The sequence below is a fragment of the Natrinema sp. HArc-T2 genome (assembly GCF_041821085.1).
Taxonomy (GTDB): domain Archaea; phylum Halobacteriota; class Halobacteria; order Halobacteriales; family Natrialbaceae; genus Natrinema.
Window position 1 is genome coordinate 110,587 of the sequence record NZ_JBGUAZ010000002.1, and the last position, 14,617, is coordinate 125,203.

At 64.1% G+C, this 14,617-nt stretch carries 17 protein-coding genes and 2 tRNA genes; 9 read left to right on the plus strand and 10 right to left on the minus strand.

Annotated features, from left to right (window positions below; all coding sequences use genetic code 11):
* Positions 1 to 29: 29 nt before the first annotated feature.
* Positions 30 to 103, minus strand: a tRNA-Phe gene (locus ACERI1_RS04945).
* A gap of 221 nt (positions 104 to 324) precedes the next feature.
* Between ACERI1_RS04945 and ACERI1_RS04950 the strand changes: the two genes are divergently transcribed.
* A complete protein-coding gene (locus tag ACERI1_RS04950; RefSeq protein WP_373616968.1) occupies positions 325 to 771 on the plus strand; it encodes a hypothetical protein in 447 nt (148 codons plus the stop codon).
* On the opposite strand, the gene ACERI1_RS04955 is transcribed toward ACERI1_RS04950, so the two are convergent.
* Together ACERI1_RS04955 and ACERI1_RS04960 are read right to left on the minus strand one after the other, a co-directional pair.
* On the minus strand, positions 761 to 979 hold the full coding sequence (locus tag ACERI1_RS04955; protein ID WP_373616969.1) for a hypothetical protein: 219 nt from the start codon (positions 977 to 979) through the stop codon (positions 761 to 763). The genes ACERI1_RS04950 and ACERI1_RS04955 overlap by 11 nt on opposite strands.
* A gap of 34 nt (positions 980 to 1,013) precedes the next feature.
* Positions 1,014 to 1,087, minus strand: a tRNA-Val gene (locus ACERI1_RS04960).
* Positions 1,088 to 1,149: 62 nt separating this feature from the next.
* Here ACERI1_RS04960 and ACERI1_RS04965 point away from each other — a divergent pair.
* Together ACERI1_RS04965 and ACERI1_RS04970 are read left to right on the plus strand one after the other, a co-directional pair.
* Complete coding sequence (locus ACERI1_RS04965) at positions 1,150 to 1,692, plus strand: DUF192 domain-containing protein (RefSeq protein ID WP_373616970.1); 543 nt, start codon at positions 1,150 to 1,152, stop codon at positions 1,690 to 1,692.
* A gap of 97 nt (positions 1,693 to 1,789) precedes the next feature.
* Complete coding sequence (locus ACERI1_RS04970; RefSeq protein ID WP_373616971.1) at positions 1,790 to 3,754, plus strand: ABC transporter ATP-binding protein; 1,965 nt, start codon at positions 1,790 to 1,792, stop codon at positions 3,752 to 3,754.
* Between the two features lie 103 nt (positions 3,755 to 3,857).
* Here ACERI1_RS04970 and ACERI1_RS04975 read toward each other — a convergent pair whose 3' ends face one another.
* Complete coding sequence (locus tag ACERI1_RS04975) at positions 3,858 to 4,202, minus strand: hypothetical protein (protein ID WP_373616972.1); 345 nt, start codon at positions 4,200 to 4,202, stop codon at positions 3,858 to 3,860.
* Between the two features lie 110 nt (positions 4,203 to 4,312).
* Here ACERI1_RS04975 and ACERI1_RS04980 point away from each other — a divergent pair, with 110 nt between their 5' ends.
* Positions 4,313 to 5,050 (plus strand): creatininase family protein, encoded by a 738-nt coding sequence (locus tag ACERI1_RS04980; protein ID WP_373616973.1) that lies wholly within the window; start codon positions 4,313 to 4,315, stop codon positions 5,048 to 5,050.
* A 62-nt stretch (positions 5,051 to 5,112) separates the two neighbouring features.
* Here ACERI1_RS04980 and ACERI1_RS04985 read toward each other — a convergent pair whose 3' ends face one another.
* The 3 genes from ACERI1_RS04985 to gfo6 form a co-directional block, all read right to left on the minus strand.
* Positions 5,113 to 5,568, minus strand: a complete 456-nt coding sequence (locus ACERI1_RS04985) for a DUF5790 family protein (RefSeq protein WP_373616974.1) — start codon at positions 5,566 to 5,568, stop codon at positions 5,113 to 5,115.
* A gap of 121 nt (positions 5,569 to 5,689) precedes the next feature.
* The gene (locus tag ACERI1_RS04990) at positions 5,690 to 6,160 is read right to left on the minus strand and encodes an MGMT family protein (RefSeq protein WP_373616975.1); all 471 of its coding nucleotides are present in this window, start codon (positions 6,158 to 6,160) and stop codon (positions 5,690 to 5,692) included.
* 70 nt (positions 6,161 to 6,230) lie between these two features.
* Positions 6,231 to 7,301, minus strand: a complete 1,071-nt coding sequence (gene gfo6, locus ACERI1_RS04995; RefSeq protein ID WP_373616976.1) for a D-xylose 1-dehydrogenase Gfo6 — start codon at positions 7,299 to 7,301, stop codon at positions 6,231 to 6,233.
* 203 nt (positions 7,302 to 7,504) lie between these two features.
* Between gfo6 and nadA the strand changes: the two genes are divergently transcribed.
* Positions 7,505 to 8,638 (plus strand): quinolinate synthase NadA, encoded by a 1,134-nt coding sequence (gene nadA / locus ACERI1_RS05000; RefSeq protein WP_373616977.1) that lies wholly within the window; start codon positions 7,505 to 7,507, stop codon positions 8,636 to 8,638.
* A 1-nt stretch (position 8,639) separates the two neighbouring features.
* Positions 8,640 to 10,157, plus strand: coding sequence for an L-aspartate oxidase (locus ACERI1_RS05005; RefSeq protein WP_373616978.1), 1,518 nt, complete (start codon positions 8,640 to 8,642; stop codon positions 10,155 to 10,157).
* A 38-nt stretch (positions 10,158 to 10,195) separates the two neighbouring features.
* Here ACERI1_RS05005 and ACERI1_RS05010 read toward each other — a convergent pair whose 3' ends face one another.
* On the minus strand, positions 10,196 to 10,792 hold the full coding sequence (locus ACERI1_RS05010; protein WP_373616979.1) for a hypothetical protein: 597 nt from the start codon (positions 10,790 to 10,792) through the stop codon (positions 10,196 to 10,198).
* A 141-nt stretch (positions 10,793 to 10,933) separates the two neighbouring features.
* Between ACERI1_RS05010 and nadC the strand changes: the two genes are divergently transcribed.
* Complete coding sequence (gene nadC / locus ACERI1_RS05015; protein WP_373616980.1) at positions 10,934 to 11,749, plus strand: carboxylating nicotinate-nucleotide diphosphorylase; 816 nt, start codon at positions 10,934 to 10,936, stop codon at positions 11,747 to 11,749.
* A 6-nt stretch (positions 11,750 to 11,755) separates the two neighbouring features.
* Here nadC and ACERI1_RS05020 read toward each other — a convergent pair whose 3' ends face one another.
* A complete protein-coding gene (locus tag ACERI1_RS05020; RefSeq protein WP_373616982.1) occupies positions 11,756 to 12,280 on the minus strand; it encodes a hypothetical protein in 525 nt (174 codons plus the stop codon).
* 77 nt (positions 12,281 to 12,357) lie between these two features.
* The gene (locus tag ACERI1_RS05025; RefSeq protein ID WP_373616984.1) at positions 12,358 to 13,050 is read right to left on the minus strand and encodes a lipoate--protein ligase family protein; all 693 of its coding nucleotides are present in this window, start codon (positions 13,048 to 13,050) and stop codon (positions 12,358 to 12,360) included.
* Between the two features lie 56 nt (positions 13,051 to 13,106).
* Between ACERI1_RS05025 and ACERI1_RS05030 the strand changes: the two genes are divergently transcribed.
* A complete protein-coding gene (locus tag ACERI1_RS05030; protein ID WP_373616985.1) occupies positions 13,107 to 13,979 on the plus strand; it encodes a hypothetical protein in 873 nt (290 codons plus the stop codon).
* A gap of 70 nt (positions 13,980 to 14,049) precedes the next feature.
* Positions 14,050 to 14,541: a PaaI family thioesterase gene (locus tag ACERI1_RS05035; RefSeq protein ID WP_373616987.1), complete on the plus strand. Its 492-nt coding sequence runs from the start codon at positions 14,050 to 14,052 to the stop codon at positions 14,539 to 14,541.
* The last annotated feature ends 76 nt before the right edge of the window (positions 14,542 to 14,617 follow it).

Genomic DNA, 14,617 nt, shown 5'->3' on the forward strand with positions numbered 1-14,617 from the left:
TTTCACTGCTCACGTTGTTCGCAGGAAAATGCCGCCTCCCGGATTTGAACCGGGGACAGCTCGATCTTCAGTCGAGTGCTCTCCCAGTCTGAGCTAAGGCGGCTTACCTCTATCTCCGTCCATGATATAAAAAAGGATTTCGAATCGCGATCGTCGTTCCACGCTGCTTACAGGAGACTGCAGCGGGGCGCAATATATTGAGTATGGTATTGAAAAACCAGTAACGGAGACAATACGCCGCACTCTATGTGAGATTACCGTCCGTCTGTTGGATTATCGGATATTCAAGACACCCTTTTCCGCCCTGGGAGGTAATACCGTGTTATGGAGCCCCTTACCTCGAGTCAAGAGCCCACCGAACTCGACGCCGACACGATCCTCGAGTTACTGGCGAACCGCCGACGGCGCTATCTCCTCTATGCGCTCCGGGGACAGGACGACCCGATCGAACTGTCGACACTGGCCGAAACGGTCGCCGGCTGGGAACACGACGTGCCGCCGGACGAGGTGGCAAAAAACGAGTACAAAAGTGTCTACGTCTCATCTGTCCAGTGTCACGTCCCGAAACTGGACGATGCAGGTGTTGTCGAGCACAACGAAGACAATCACACCGTCGTCCTCGCGGACAATTTCGAGCAACTCGAGCCGTATCTCCGCGTCGTCGTCGAGGACGAACCGGAGAACTCGACGTTGTATGCAGCCCTCGAGCCCGGGTCGGGGGACGGCCTCCTCGGCCAGATTCGAGAAAACGTTGCGCGACTCAAGCACTGACTACGTCGGCCCGATCCCGTTCGAACTCGAAAGCTGACTCGAGGACGGCATCGAAACCGATCGCAGGGGGACCGAAGCACTGTTGTTTGCTGTCGCCATCGGACGTCTCGGCCTCGAGGTGTGTCGCAGACACATCGGCTCGGACGGGTTCGAACCACGGCGTTGCTGCGCGCGTCTCGTCTCCGTCGAACCCGCCCTCGTTCCACATACCTGCTGCTCGCGGAGTTGCTCGCAGCAGGAAGTGGGCTCGGGCGGGTTCGAACCACCGACCTCGGCCTTGTAAAGGCCGCGTCATGACCAGCTAGACCACGAGCCCGCATCCGAGACGAGTAGGTCCGTCCGAATAACCTTTACTCTCTGGCGGTGCAGCTATCACGTATGGCATTCGGGCGCATGGGAAAGACACTGCTCGCCATTGCGATCCTCTCGATCGCCGGTGTCGTCCTCCTACAGGCCGGACTCGTCTCGACGCCGTGGGGGCCCGACAGCGGAGAGGTACGGGTGGTCGACGACGCCGACAGCGACGAGCCGAAAGCAGTCATCGACGTCGAGGTTGCGGACTCTGTCGATGAACGCTACACCGGGCTGAGCAACCACGACTCGCTCGAGCCGGGTAATGGAATGTTGTTCGTCCACGGAAGCGAACAAGACCTGACCTACGTGATGCGCGAGATGGACTTCGATATCGACATCATCTTCATCGGTGCGGACGGCGAGATCACGACGATTCACCACGCCCGCGCGCCCGGCCCGAACGAAGATGGCAACGATCTCGAGTACTCCGGTCGCGGGAAATGGGTGCTTGAAGTGCCACGCGGCTACACGAACGAGACCGGAATCGAGGTCGGCGACGAGATCGACATCGACCTCGAGTCGAATCAGACGACCATCACCAGCCTCGGTACCGGTGACCGCGCGTAAGTCACAGCGAGAACGAGCGTGAACCGCAGCCGTCGACGCCGGATATCGTTCGGTTGGTCGGCAATTCTTATTGCTGGCGATCCCTGAGCCCCGTGCAATGAATCGCTCCGGCGGAGACGAGGACGATCCATTCGAGGAACAACGGGCAGAGGTCGAGAACCCGATGAAGCGGCTGTTCCTCGAGTACGGGAACGACTACGTCGGTGCGGCGATTATCGGCGTGGTCGCAAGCGTCGTCGCTCGCGTCCTCGATCTGTTGCCACCGCTGATGCTCGGGATCGCGATCGACGCCGTGATCCGTCAAGAGATCGCGTACGCGGCGGCGTTCCCGGTGGGTGGTGGCCTCATCGCACCGTACGTCCCCGACGGTCGGCTCGCCCAGTTCTGGCTGACGATCGGGATCATCGCGGGAGCGTTTCTCTGTTCGGCGATCTTCCACTGGACCCGAAACTGGGGGTTCAACACGTTCGCCCAGAACGTCCAACACGACATCCGGACCGACACCTACGACGAGATGCAGCGCCTGGACATGGGCTTCTTCGCCGATAAGCAGACTGGCGAGATGATGTCGATCCTCTCGAACGACGTTAATCGCCTCGAGAAATTCCTCAACGACGGGATGAACTCTCTGTTTCGGCTGCTCGTGATGGTGGTGGGGATCGGCGGCTTACTGCTGGCGATCAACTGGCAGCTCGCGCTGGTCGCCTTGCTGCCGGTGCCGCTGATCGCCGGTTTCACGTATCTGTTCATCAAGACCATCCAGCCGAAGTACGCACAGGTGCGCTCGACCGTCGGCACGGTCAACTCCCGGCTCGAGAACAACCTCGGCGGGATTCAGGTCATCAAGTCGAGTACGACCGAGTCCTACGAATCCGACCGCGTCGAAGACGTCTCTCAGGAGTACTTCGACGCCAACTGGGGTGCAATCCGGACGCGGATCAAGTTCTTCCCCGGGCTGCGCGTGCTCGCGGGGATCGGCTTCGTCGTCACCTTCCTCGTCGGCGGTCTCTGGGTCATCTCGGGTCCGCCGGGGCCATTCTCGGGCGAACTCAGTACCGGGATGTTCGTCGTCTTCATTCTCTATACCCAGCGATTTATTTGGCCGATGGCCCAGTTCGGACAGATCATCAATATGTACCAGCGCGCGCGAGCCTCGAGCGCGCGCATCTTCGGACTGATGGACGAACCGAACCGGGTCGGCGAAGACCCGGACGCACCCGACCTCGACGTTACCGACGGGTGCGTCGAGTACGATGATGTGGCGTTTAGCTACGAAGACCGTGAGACACAGGAGTCAACGACCACAGAGCCGATTCTCGAGAACATCGACTTCACCGTCGAAGGTGGGGAGACGCTCGCGCTGGTCGGGCCGACCGGTGCCGGCAAGTCGACGGTCCTCAAGCTCCTCTTGCGAATGTACGATGTCGACGAGGGTGCGATCCGGATCGACGGTCAGGACATCCAGGATATCACGCTCCAGAGCCTTCGCGACTCGATCGGCTACGTCAGCCAGGACACCTTCCTCTTCTACGGCAGCGTCGAAGAGAACATCAAATACGGCACCTTCGACGCCGATCGTGAAGCCGTGATCGAGGCCGCGAAGATGGCCGAAGCCCACGAGTTCGTTCAGAACCTGCCCGATGGCTACGACACCGAGGTCGGCGAACGCGGCGTCAAACTCTCCGGCGGGCAACGCCAGCGTCTCTCGATCGCCCGTGCGATCCTGCGAGATCCGGCGATCCTCGTCTTAGACGAGGCGACCAGCGACGTCGACACCGAGACCGAGATGCTCATCCAGCGGTCGATCGACGAGCTCGCGGCGGATCGAACCACGTTCGCTATCGCACACCGACTCTCGACGATCAAGGACGCAGACGGGATCCTCGTCCTCGAGGACGGCGAGATCGTCGAACGGGGAACACACGCGGAGTTGCTCGCAAACGACGGACTCTACTCGCATCTCTGGGGTGTGCAAGCCGGCGAGATCGACGAACTTCCCGAGGAGTTCATCGAACGCGCCCAGCGCCGCCAGGCACAGACGGAAGTCGGCGACGACGACTGAGACGGTCTGCTATAACGATGTACCGGTGCAACCGCGACCCGAGCGGCGGTTGCACCGGAAATGACCTGCAGTAGTCCGTATGTGGTGGTCGGTCGCCACTGTCTTAGAACGACTCCTGCTCGCTCTGGTCGTCCTGATCCGGGGCTCCTTCGTCCTGTCTGTCCTCGCCTACCGCAGGCGGCGTGCGATCGCTGTAGTTTTTCCGACCGATGGCCTCGTCGCCGACCATGTTCATGATCGCGCCCTCGACCTCGTCGTAGTCCCGATACTCGTCTTCGTTCAACGGCCCGATGAGGTCCTCGAGCGTCGTCGTGTTGCCGCTCATTTCGATCTCCTCGTCGCCGTGTGCGTCGAGTAACTCGTCGTGACCGATCGGGTACTCCACGTTCGTGAGCGTCGCCTGTACGTCGCCGAGTTCGACGCCGCGTTCGCGGTTCTCGTCGGACATACGTGACGGAACGCAATCGGACCGCAAACGGATTGGGCCTGCGTTCGCCGTGGCCGTCGACGCGATCGAATACGTATCGACTTTTGTCCGACAGCAACGTACCGTCGAACATGGATCTCACAGCGGCGACGTGGACGGATGTGGGTGATCTCGAGACGGATCTCGCGGTCGTTCCGGTCGGCAGCACGGAACAACACGGCCCGCACGCACCCCTCGGGACGGACGTGCTCACTGCGGAAGCGGTCGCCGACGCGGGAATCGAGCGAGTCGAGCGCGAGGTCGCCCGCGCGCCGGCGATTCCGGTCGGGGTCGCCGCGGAACACCGCCAGTTCCCCGGGACGATGTGGGTCTCCGAAGACACGTTCCGCGACTACGTCGGCGAGGCCGTCGAAAGCCTCTCTTACCACGGCTTCGACCGCGTCATTATAGTCAACGGTCACGGCGGCAACGTCGACGCCCTCCGGGAGGTCGGTGGCCGGCTGACGCGAACCGGCGACGCCTACGTCGTTCCCTTCACCTGGTTCGAGGCCGTTGGCGAGCACAGCGATGATATGGGCCACGGCGGCCCGCTCGAGACCGCACTGCTTCGCCACTGCGAGCCAGACCTTGTTCGGGAGGATCGAATCGACGAGGCTCGAACCGGCGCAGCCGACGGCTGGGGCGACTGGACGAGTCACGTCAATCTGGCCTACGACTCGGCGGAGTTCGCGGAAAACGGCGTCGTCGGCGATCCTGCCGATGGCGACGCCCAGCGCGGGGAGACACTGCTCGAGTTAGCTGCCGACTCGCTGGCCCGGCTGCTCGAGACGGTCGCCGAGCGTGACGTGGCGCGGCCCGACCACCGGTAAGGATCGGCTAGTGAGTCGGCTAATTGTCGGTGCGATTCGGCCCTTCGACCGAAGGAGATCGATTACTCCTCGGCTTCGTCCTCGTCACCCGCATCATCGTCGGCTGCGTCGGCTGCATCGTCTGCGGGCCCGGCGTCCTCGAGCGTGCCGCGAAGCGCCGGAATCGTCGACGTGAGTTCGCCGACCTGCTCGCTTGCCGCCGAGATGTCCGTGATTGCCTCGTCGAGGTCGGCGATCTCCGCTTCGAGGTCGTCGGCGTCGTCGAAGGCGTCGGCACGCTGGCCCATCGTGAACCACTTTTTCGCATCGCGAAGGTGATCCTCGGCGTCGCCGACCTCGAGCGCCGAATTGAGTCCGTTGAGGGCACCCAGCACGTTGTTGGCATCGGTCTCCCAGATATCATCGGCGTCGGGGAGTGCCGCCCAGGCGTCCGCGAGCGAGGACTCGACGTCCGCGCGCATCTCGGTGGCCGCTTCTCCGAACAGTTCCTCGTCGTCGCCGAGCGTCGCTTGGCTCATGCCACCGTGTTCACGGGGACCAAGGTTAAAAGGTAGCCCGAAAGTGAAAGTGAAATCGGCCCGGAGCGGCGCAGTACCGGTAGAACAGCGAGCAGATTCCGAAAGGGAGGTCTTCCAGCGATTAGAGTTCCTCGATCGACCGTAATTTCTGCTCGACGTCCGGCGGCGCGGCGCTTGGACCGTCACGGACCCGATGGTCCGGGATGAGAATCGGCGTCGGGTTCTCGGAAAGTGCAGTCCGAACGCGGATGATGTCGTCGTCGTCTTCGTGATCGAGTCCCGATGTCATCCGGGCGAGCGTGTCGACGGTGACCTGGTCGCCGTAGGGAATCTCCTGGACGCTCTCGAGGACCGCTCGCTGGTCAGTGGGCATGGTCATCGCGACCTGCACGTCGTCGAACGTGATCGGCTCGAGGCCGTCTAAGTACTCGAAGATGCGATCGAGAACGGGGTGGTCCGCCTCGGCGTCGTCGTCGGGCACGTCTGGAAACGAAACGCTGAGGACCCGTCCACTGGCAGCCCCCACTTGCACGTACCGGTCGAGATACGACGATTCCCGCGCGTAGATTCCGGCGTCCGTAACGTCCTCCATGCGGTTCTGTAGGCAAGCCGGACTTGAATAGCCGCCGGTCCCGGTCGCGTTTCGACCGACCAGCCGTTGCTCACTCGAGGGAAACCTGCCGCCCCGTCTCGGCAGCCTCGTAGGCGGCCTCGATCGCGCGCAAGTCGGCCAGTCCGTCCTCGCCGTCGGGTTCGGGATCGGCCCCCGTCAGCACACAGTAACCGAAGTAGTCGAACTCCTCGCGGACCTCGTCGACTCGTGGACCGGTGTACTCCATGCGAACGTCACCACTCTCGACGACCATCTCCTGGGGGACGACGCCGCCGAACGGTGACTCGATGTCGATCATCCCGTCGGTGCCGACCAACTCGAGCGCGCTGCGAGCGTGGGCGTCGAAACTCGCCGTACAGGAGGCCGTCGCACCGGTCTCGTACTCGAGTTGAATGGCGACGTGTTCGTCGACGTTTGCAAACGGAGGGTCCTCCGAGCGAGTGGTAGCGTACACTCCGGTGGGCTCGCACGCGAGGACGAACCGAATCGTATTGAGCGGGTAGATCCCGAGATCGACCAGCGCGCCGCCGCCAGCAACGTCGGGATCGAGCCGCCACGTGTCCGGGTCGGCCTCCTCGAGCAGCGGATGTGAGAAGCCGCCGTGGACCTGGACGACATCGCCGATCACGCCATCCTGGACGAGTTCGCGCGTACGACGCACCGTCGGTTCGGCCTGCAACCGATAGGCCGTCATCAGCGTCACGCCGGCATCGGCACAGGCGTCGACGACAGCTCGTGCGCGCTCGACAGTCGTCTCGAGGGGCTTCTCACAGAGGACGTGCTTCTCGAAGTCGGCTGCCGCGGTCGCGTACTGGCCGTGGACGGCGTTCGGTGCCGCGATGTAGACCGCGTCGTAGGCGTCGACGCAGGCCCCCTCGAGGAAGGGATCGTAGTCGACGACGTGGTCGACGCCGTACGTTTCGGCGACGTCGGCCACGCTCTCAGGCGGGCTGGCGACGAGTACCGTCGTCTCACAGCGCGCGCTGTCGGCGATCGCGGGGAGCGCACGCTGGCGTGCGAAGTGGCCGACCCCGATGACGGCGAGTCGGACCGTGCCCGTGGTCGTCTCAGCCTCCCAATCTCGTCGCATAAAATCCGAAAAGGCGTCCTCGAGTGCCATACGCCGCCTACGAGCGCCAGCAACAAGGACCACAGCGACTCATGCAGTGACTTTCACGTCAGAGAGATGTTCACAACGCTGAGTTCCCGCCGATCGGTTTCAGTCGCCGTATTCACCGATGGTATTCGACCGGACTCGACTTTCGAAGGAAAAAGTTATTCAATACTCGCGTGTGATGTGGTGTTACCCATAGGTGACGTGAAATGGCCAATATGGAAACGGCGGAGTTCGAAACCGATCTCAGTTTGTTCAAATACGACAATCTCGAACAACTCCCGCCACGATACCGCAATCTCGAAGAAAACGAGCGGACAGAACGCATCGAGGCGGCGCTCGCCGAACTCGGCGATGACGTCGTCATTTTGGGCCACAACTACCAGCGCCGGGAAATCGTCGAGCACGCGGACTTCATCGGCGACTCCTATCAGCTCTCGAAGCAGGCCGCCGAGGCCGACGCGGAGTACGTGATCTTCGGCGGCGTGACGTTCATGGCCGAGAGCGCCGACATCATCACAGACGACGACCAGTCGGTGATCCTCCCGAGCATGGAGGCGTCGTGTCCGATGGCCGGGATGGCCGAAGCGCTCCAGGTCGACAGTGCGTGGGCCGAAATCACCGACGCAGCGCCCGACGCCAACATCATCCCGATCACGTACATGAACTCCTACGCGGACCTCAAAGCCTTCTGTGCGAGTCAGGGGGGACTCGTCTGTACCTCCTCGAACGCGCACAAGGCCTTCGAGTACGCCTTCGAGAAGGGCGACAAGGTGCTGTTCCTGCCCGATAAACACCTCGGAGAGAACACTGCCCACCGACTCGGCATGGAAGACGAAATCGCCCAGTGGGACCCCTGGGATCCAGAGGGCAAAGACGCCGCGGAGGTCGCCGAGAGCGATATTATCCTCTGGGACGGCTACTGTCAGGTCCACGAACGGTTCCGCGTCGAGCACATCGATCGGGTTCGCGAAGCGAACCCCGGTGCAAAGGTCATCGTTCACCCCGAGTGTCGCCGCGAGGTCGTCGAAGCTGCTGACAAGGCCGGCTCGACGGCGACGATCTGTGAGACGGTCGAGAACGCTGACCCCGGCGACACCTGGGCGATCGGCACCGAGGTCCACCTCACGAACCACCTCCAGCGCTGGCATCCCGAGGTCGACGTCGTCCCGCTCTGTGGCGACGCCTGCATGGACTGTAACGCCATGCGACAGATCGACCCCAACTATCTGACCTGGGTGCTCGAGGAACTCGCCGAAGGCCGCGAACACAACGTGATCGAGGTCGCACCCGAGGAGAAAGAACTCGCGGGCGTCGCGCTCGATCGGATGCTCGAGATCTAAGATGACTGAAACAGACACCAGCACGGCGACGACGACAGACGGTGAAACGACCGACGTGCTCGTCGTCGGCAGCGGAATCGCAGGCTGTGCAGCCGCTCTGTCGGCCGCACGAGAGGGCGCAGAGGTCCTCCTGCTGACGAAAGCGACGAAACCCGACGATGCCAGTACCGACTGGGCGCAGGGCGGGATCTCGACGACGCGAGGGGACCCAGAGAGCCTCAAACAGGACATCATCGACGCCAGCGACGGTACCGCCGATCCCGCGGTCGTCGACACCCTCGTCAACCACGCCGACGACGCCGTTGAGGACGTTCTCATCGACACTATCGGGGTCGACTTCGACGAGACCGCCGAGGGGGACCTCGATTATACGCGCGAGGCCGCGCACTCCGCGTTCCGCATTCTCCACGTCGACGCCGCGACCGGCACCCACATCCTTCGACCGTTCCTGAACCACATCGACGACCACGACCGCATCGAGGTTCGTCAGGATACGGCTGCGCTCGAGCTGATCACCGCCGAGGGGCGCGTTCACGGCGTCGTCAGCGATGAGGAGCCCACCGGCCACCCGATCTACGCCGGCGCGACCGTCCTCGCGACCGGCGGGGTCGGCGCGCTCTACAGCCGGTCGACCAACCCCGACGACGCCACCGGCGACGGCATCGCCATGGCCGCGCTCGCGGGCGCGGACGTCACGGACATGGAGTATATCCAGTTCCATCCGACCGCCTACGCCGGCGAGGACCCGTTCCTCCTCTCCGAGGCGCTGCGCGGCGAGGGGGCCGTCCTCCGCAACGGCGACGGCGAGCGATTCATGGATGACTACCACCCGCAGGGCGACCTCGCACCGCGGGATGTCGTCGCCCGCGCGGTTAAGGCCGAACGCGAGGCAACCGGCGAGGTCGTCCTCGACGTGGGTCCGCTCGAGTTCGAATCCGACTACCCCGCCATCGCCGAGAAATGTCGCGACCGCGGGATCGACGGCGACGAGATTCCGGTCGCACCGTCCGAACACTTCCTGTGTGGCGGCATCGACGTCGACGACCGCGGCCGCACCTCGCTCGATCGGCTCTACGCCGTCGGCGAGTGTGCCCGCACCGGCGTCCACGGTGCGAACCGACTGGCGAGTACGAGCCTGCTCGAGGGCCTCGTCTGGGGCCTGCGCGCGGGCGAGGACGCAACCGGGTTCGACTCCGAGGTCGTCGAGGCACCCGAACTCCTGAATCGGGATCCCGACCTGCCTGCGCGCTTCGCCGCCGAGAAGTTCACGCGGCTCCAGCAGACGATGGACGAGTATCTGGGCCTCGAGCGCGGTCCCGACGAAATCACCCGCGCGAGTGCCGTCCTCCGGCGGCTGAAAGGCGAGGTCGACGCCTACATTCGAACCCGAACGGCACGTGACCTCTACGAACTCCGGAACGCGAGCGTCGTCGCGCTGTTGATCGCGCGTGCGGCCGGAGAAAACACCGAATCGGTTGGCTGTCACCACGTCGATGACGAGCCACGTGCTAGCCACTGATACGGTTTCCTGGCCGTATGACAAACGCAGTGTGACGGCTACGTCCGTCGCCAGCCCGCGAGCAGGCCGCCGATCGCACCACAGATTAACGCCAGAAGCGCCGCACTGAACAACGCGGAAAGTGGTTTTCCGACGAGGGAGAGCGTCTCCTCGCGACTGACGAGCGTGTATTCGAACTGCGAGGCTCGCCAGGCGACCGTTAGCGCGAACGGGACGGCGATAGACGCGCCGAACGTCGCGTACCGCCTGATCCCGCCGTCACCGATCCGCGCGGCGAGGACGTAACTCGCAACGATAAGAAACGGACCGGCGACGACCACAGCGATAATGATTCCGAACAGGGCCAACTCCTGAGCGTCGCCGACGCCCTCGAATTGTATGCCGTTCAGCGCCGACAAAAAGAGGAGCTCAAAGCCCTGTCCAGTACTCTCGAATGGCTCCGGATCGATCGGGACGCGTCCAGCGAGAACGTATATGAGCGCGTACACGCCGACTCCCGTCCCCACGAGCCAGCTGACCGATCTCCTATCCCACGTGTCGCGATCGAACACCGACTGCGGTTCTTGTCTATTGTCTTCCAATTCCGCGTCCCCCTGAGTTGGTACTCGTTCCTCGTGTTGCTTCCCCTGATCCATGCGATATACATTCAATTTAGCAATGAAAAAGACATTGGCCGTGACAGGTTTTTATCGCCGTCCCGCCCTCTCGTTGACGATGGTTCAAGCGCAGTCGAAAACACGCCGTTTATCGTAAGTCGGTCGCCAACGTGGCACAACGTGATCACCGACGCACAGATCGACGGCTGGCTCCGCGAGGACGTCGGCCACCACGACGTGACCAATCAGGTTCCCGGCGAGACGACCGGCCGGCTCGTCGCCAAAGAATCGGGCGTCGCAGCCGGTCTCGAGGCCGCGGCGGCCGTCTTCGAGTACCTCGACGTACCCGTGACCGATCGGCTCGCGGACGGCACCGCGGTCGAACCCGGTGACGAACTGCTCCGGGTCGTCGGCTCGGCCCGTGAAGTGCTGCGCGGCGAGCGCGTCGCCGTCAACATTGCGGGCCACGCCTCTGGGATCGCGACGCGGACCCGCGAGGCGGTCGACCAGGCGCGAGCCGAGTCCGAGGACGTCGCGATCGCCGCGACCCGCAAGACCACGCCCGGCCTGCGCGGCATCGAGAAGCGCGCGGTCGTCGCGGGCGGCGGCGACACCCACCGGCTCGATCTTTCCCATATGGTGATGGTCAAGGACAACCACGTCGCCGAGTTGGGGCTCGAGGAGGCGATCGAACACTTCGACGAACGGACCTCGTTCGCGACGAAAGTCGAGGTCGAGGTCGAAACTGTCGCCGACGCCCCGCGGGCAGCCGCGGCGGGTGCGGACATCGTCTTGCTCGACAACATGACACCCGAGCAGACGGCGGCGGCTGTCGGCGAACTCACAGACTACGAGAGCGTGCTGGCCGAAGCTAGCGGCGGCATCACCCTTGCGGACGTGCCCGACTATGCCGCGACGGGTGTCGACGTGATCTCGATGGGATCGCTCACGCACTCCGCACCGTCGCTCGATCTGTCGTTTCGAACCGGGGACTAAGTCGACTTACTCCGCGTCCCAGGCACGAACGTCCGACTTCTCGAGAAACAGCGACGGATCGTCGTGGGAGAAACTGACCCAGCCGTCGTCCGGCGCGGCCAGTACGTGCACCAGCAGTTGCTCCTCGAGCAGCGCCGTTTCGAAGGCGGGACGAACAGCCGTGATATCGTAGGCAAGCGGGACGAAAATCGCCGTCTCGCTGGCATCGTCGCGCTCGACTGCGAGGGCGACTCGCTGGTCGGTCTCCTCGGCGGCGAGCGGTCGGTAGTATACGTCAGCCGCAGTGATCGTCACATCTCCGTCGTCGATGAGTCCCGCGACGACATCGTACTCGTCGGCGCTGACCGTCACGTCGAGGCCGACTCGCTCCTCGCTGTCGACCGGTGCGATGTCGGTCGGCTCGAGGACGATGGCGTCCCAGCCGTCCTCGCGGTACTCCTCGGCAAGATCTCGTGTGTCTTCGAGGAGATCGGTCCACAGAGCGTCAGCCAGTGCAGACTCGTCGTCGGTCGTCGATTCGTCCGCTGTCATCGCTTGCCCTCCAGCCGTACTAGGGTCGTCATATGCGAGTCAGACACCACGAAGCGAAAAAATAGTATCTCAGTCTCTCACAGTGATTCGATCGAAACGGTCGTCGCGTCGCCGACCAGCGCGTCCTCGACCGCTGCGCGAACGGGCTCGGGCTCGGCTGGGCCGCCCGCAGCTGCGATACTCCCTACTGACGCCGGCGCGAGCGCCACGCCGAGCGCACCGTAGACCGCCTCGAGCACGTCAGAGAGGTCCCCGCGATCCGCTACGAGGACGATGCCGGCGACGAGGGCGGCCTCGCTTCGGACACGCTGGGCGATGCCGACGACCTTGCGCTCGCCTGCGTGCGCATCGATAGAGAGCGAGTGCGTGCCGGGACAAAACGAGTCTGCAGGCTCGCCGCGATTCGGCTCGAGGCCGAGCGTCCGCAACGCCTGCTCGAGGGCAGCCGTGGTGCGTTCGTATCGGGCGGTTGTGCCGGTTCTGCCGTCTGTAACCGGTTCGGCACGGGCAAACGCCAGCGTCGTCGCGCCGTCGTAGGCCACCGCGCGACCGCCGACATCGCGCTCGATCGGCGGGAACCCACGCTCGGTAGCGGCCACACGGGCGCGCTCGTATCCCTCGAGACGGGCGTCTCGACGACCGAAGGCGACCTGTCGGTGGGGAGTCCAGACGCGGACGGCGGGCTCGCCGTCGGCAGCGATCGAAAGTAGCCGCCGACTCACGTCGCGATCAGCCGCGATGGATGCCGCCCGGCCGCGAAAGACGCGCATACCATGGGTTAGACCCGGTGGGTCTAAACGCTCCCGCCGCCCAGCGTTGGTATCCGATGGCCGTCACGCTCCCCGAACCCGTGCTGGCGCAGTACGAGCGCTTCTCGCTGTACAACTCGCCGTATCCCGCCCACGACGGTGGCTGTGCGATCGATCTCTATCCCGGAACGCTGGTCGACGGTCGGACGACCGCCGCACCGAGCCCCGTCGCTGGTACCGTCCGCGAGACCCGCACCGTCCGCGCGCCGCCGAAACCCTACGCGCCAGAACACGATCACTTGATCCTGCTCGAGCCCGCCGACTCGAGTCCGCTCGCGGGATTGGCGGTCAGAATCCTCCACGTCGAGCCATCAGTCGCGGCTGGCGACGTCGTCGAACGAGGGGAGTCGCTCGGTCGACTCGTCCGGGCCGGCTTTTTCGCTCCCTGGGTCGACAACCACCTCCACGTGGGAGTTCGCGGCCCCGAGCAGAACCCCTATCGTGCGTCGGGCTCGCTCCCGCTCGAACTCGGCGTCTCGGTCCGGCCACTCGCGTGGGACGGCACCGGTCAGGTCGTCGCGACCGGCGACACCTATGCGGTCCTCGACGCACCCGCACACCCCGATCCCGGCACTGGCTTCGTCGGCGTGCGCGCTGACGGAGGTGGCGTCTTGGATGGCGGGCTGCCACACTACGACGGCGGTGGGGTCCTCGAGCGCGGCGACGAGGAAACAGTGGTCTCGCTGAATGGCGATCGGCTCGGCGTCGCCGACGGTCGCACGATCACGTGGGACGACGTGACGGTGACGGCAAACGACGAGCCGATCACCGGCTTATCGCTGTTCTGTGCGCAGGACGGCGATTTCGGCGCGAAACTAATCTGTCCAGAGCGGTCGTTCGCGGTGGGCGAGCGGGTTCGGGTGCGGGTTCGCTCGAGCGAGCAGGCCTGAGGCTGTCCGCTGACACGGCGTGACATCGAGAAACGCAGCCGTCAAGACCGTCGCTCACAGACGAGAGGCTATGACCGAGGAGACGCCACCGGCGGACATGTTCGACGAGTTCGACGACCTCGAGAGTCTGCTCCAGTACTCTCTCGAGGAGGATCACGAGTTCCTCGCGTGGCTCGAGACGAGCGTCGACAACGTCGGCGACGGGACGATGACGATGTCGATTCCCTACGACGAGAAGCTGACGAACACGCGGCCAACCGCAGCCCCCGACGAGCGAGCGGACCTCCACGGTGGCGTCGCGGCGACACTCATCGACACCGTCGGCGGGCTCTCGCTGCAGACCGCGGTCGACAACCCCTTCGAGACGAAAATCGCGACGATCAATCTGAACGTCAACTACCTCCGCCCGGCGACGGGAGACCTCGTCGCGACCGCAGACGTGATCCGGGCCGGTAGCAGCGTCGGCGTCAGTGAGGTCACCGTCGAAAGCACGACGCCCGACGGGGAGACGAAGATCGTCGCCATCGGACAGGGCGCCTATCGGATCCTCCGACCACAGTAAGAGCGAGTCCACACCCCCGTCTCAGACCGGCTGCTGTCCCGCTGTTCCGATGGCCCCCAGCGCGGTCGCGGACCCG